Consider the following 2,048-nt stretch of genomic DNA (forward strand, 5'->3'; position numbering starts at 1 on the left):
GGATCGCGGCGAAGGTGGGGCCGGAGCCGTACATGAACGCCGCGGGGTTGGCGCCGAGCATCATCTCGAAGGCGGCCCAGCGCAGGCTGAACGGTGCGCCGAACCCGCCGAGCTCGTCCGGCAGGTCGAGGCGCCACCACTCGCCGGCGTTCACCGCGCGGACCGACGCCTTGAACGACTCGGGCAGTGTCACCGAGTGCGTCGCCGGGTCGAACACCGGCGGGTTCCGGTCGGCGTCGGTGAAGGAGGCGGCGAGCGGGCCCTCGGCGAGCCGCCGCACCTCGGCCAGCACCCCGCGGGCCGTCTCGGCGTCCATCTGCTCGAACGGCCCGGTGCCGAACCTGTCCTTGGTGCTCTGGAACTCGAACAGGTTGAACTCGAGGTCGCGCAGGTTTGCCGTGTAGTGGCTCATGGAGGGTGCTCCCGTGCTCGCTGTTGCCCGCCAGCAGGTCCTACTCGCGGGTAACAAACGCTATTACCGCCCGGTCGCCAAGGGCAAGCGCCGCGCCGCGCCCGGCCCTCCGGAGGGTCAGTCCCTGCCGTGCGCGTCGGGCTCGGTCTCCGGCGGCGGGTAGACCGGGCCGGCCATGCCGTCGGCGTCGTCCTCGCCCTGGGTGGGGGAGACGGCGCCGCCCAGCGGCTCGACGTCCCGGTCGTCCTGCGGTCCCTGCGCTGAGCTGGTCATGTCCCGAGTCTCGACCGCGCGCGGCCGGGCGGCGAGCCGGCGGGTCAGTCGTCCAGGACCGGGCCGGCCTCATGGCGAGGGTGCCCGGACGTGCGTTCGCCCTGCTTCATCCGCGCCTCGAACACGTGGCGGTCACCGCCGGCCAGCTCGTCGCGGGCGCGCTGGTCGAAGGCGCGGTAGGTGCTCCAGTAGTTGGCGTCGTAGTCCTCGACGACCTGGAAGGTCCACCGGTCGGCGAGCACGTTGCGCCCGACGAGGTCGCGGTCGAGGTCGTCGGCGAGCTCGGTGTGCCCGGCGTCGCGGAGGCCGGCGACGGCGTCCTGCAGGAGGAGGTCGGCCTTGCCGGTGAGCTGGTGGAAGCCGTACAGCAGGCCGCGGGCCTGCTCGACGGTCTCGAGGGACTCGGAGAGCTTGCCGAGGGCGGCGACGGTGGCGTCGTCCAGGTCCGGACGCGAGCGGTCGGTCATGGACCGATCCTGCGGGTGCCCGCGTCGTCCTGCCCGGCGGCCCCGCTCAGCGGTGATCAGGCGGCGGGGGGCCGGGAGCCGGCGACGGCGGAGTCGATGAGCTGCTCGGCCAGCCGGCGCCCGTGCGAGGCGGGGCCGTCGGGGCCGAGGAGGCCGCCGGAGAGGTACATCCCGTCGATGATCAGGTGGACCTGCGCGGCGAGGTCGTCGCCGCCGCCGGGGATCAGCTGGTCGGCCAGGCCCTCGAGCCGGGCGTGCAGCTCGAACTTGTAGTCGGCGGCCGCGCTGCGGGCGGGGTGCTGCGGGTCGTCGTACTCGCTGCTGACGTTGGTGAACGGGCAGCCGCGGAAACCGACGCTGGTGACGTCGGACTCGACGGCGTCGACCACCGCGAGGAGCGCGGCCCGCGGGTCGTCCCGGTGCCGGGCCAGCTCGGCGTCGATGGAGGCGAGCACGGTGGCGGCCTTGCGCGAGAGGTAGGCGCCGACCAGGTCGTCCTTGCTCTTGAACAGCCGGTAGACCGTCATCTTGCCCAGGCCGGTCTCCCGGACGAGCTCGTCCATCCCGACGCTGCGGGAGCTGCGCGCCGAGAAGAGACGCTCGGCGGTGTCCAGGACGATCTCCTGCCGCTCCGCGCGGGAACGACGGGCCGGCACGGTGCCGTCCTCAGGTGCGTGGAGGGAGAGTGCTGCGGCGGTCACGGTCTGATCGTGCAGCACATCGTGACGGAGCGGTTCGCGGCACGCCGGGTTGCGCAGGCCCCTGACCAGCGCACCGCGCAGGGCGATCTCTTCACCCGGGGCGGTTGAGCCGTGGTCACCTTCCAGGAGAACTGGCTGCAGGTGCTGCAGACCACGTTCATGCAGCACGCCCTGCTCGGCGGTTCGATGGTCGCG

Annotated in this window: 4 protein-coding genes; all 4 read right to left on the reverse strand. The window is 72.9% G+C overall.

Annotated features, from left to right (window positions below):
* The coding region (locus G5C62_RS26695) for an acyl-CoA dehydrogenase family protein (protein WP_164703368.1) at positions 1–412 on the reverse strand (412 nt) is incomplete at its 3' end.
* 117 nt (positions 413–529) lie between these two features.
* Positions 530–685, reverse strand: coding sequence for a hypothetical protein (locus G5C62_RS26700; RefSeq protein ID WP_164703369.1), 156 nt, complete (start codon positions 683–685; stop codon positions 530–532).
* Between the two features lie 44 nt (positions 686–729).
* Entirely contained in the window at positions 730–1,152 is a 423-nt protein-coding gene (locus tag G5C62_RS26705; protein ID WP_164703370.1) for a hypothetical protein, read from the reverse strand.
* A gap of 56 nt (positions 1,153–1,208) precedes the next feature.
* Positions 1,209–1,853 (reverse strand): TetR/AcrR family transcriptional regulator, encoded by a 645-nt coding sequence (locus G5C62_RS26710; RefSeq protein ID WP_164703371.1) that lies wholly within the window; start codon positions 1,851–1,853, stop codon positions 1,209–1,211.
* Between the last annotated feature and the right edge of the window lie 195 nt (positions 1,854–2,048).

Source organism: Modestobacter sp. KNN46-3 (assembly GCF_011039295.1).

Excerpts from the sequence above, each read along its gene's own strand:
- G5C62_RS26700 (WP_164703369.1), bottom strand. The coding sequence starts at position 685 with ATGACCAGCTCAGCGCAGGGACCGCAGGACGACCGGGACGTCGAGCCG.
- G5C62_RS26705 (WP_164703370.1), bottom strand. The coding sequence starts at position 1,152 with ATGACCGACCGCTCGCGTCCGGACCTGGACGACGCCACCGTCGCCGCC.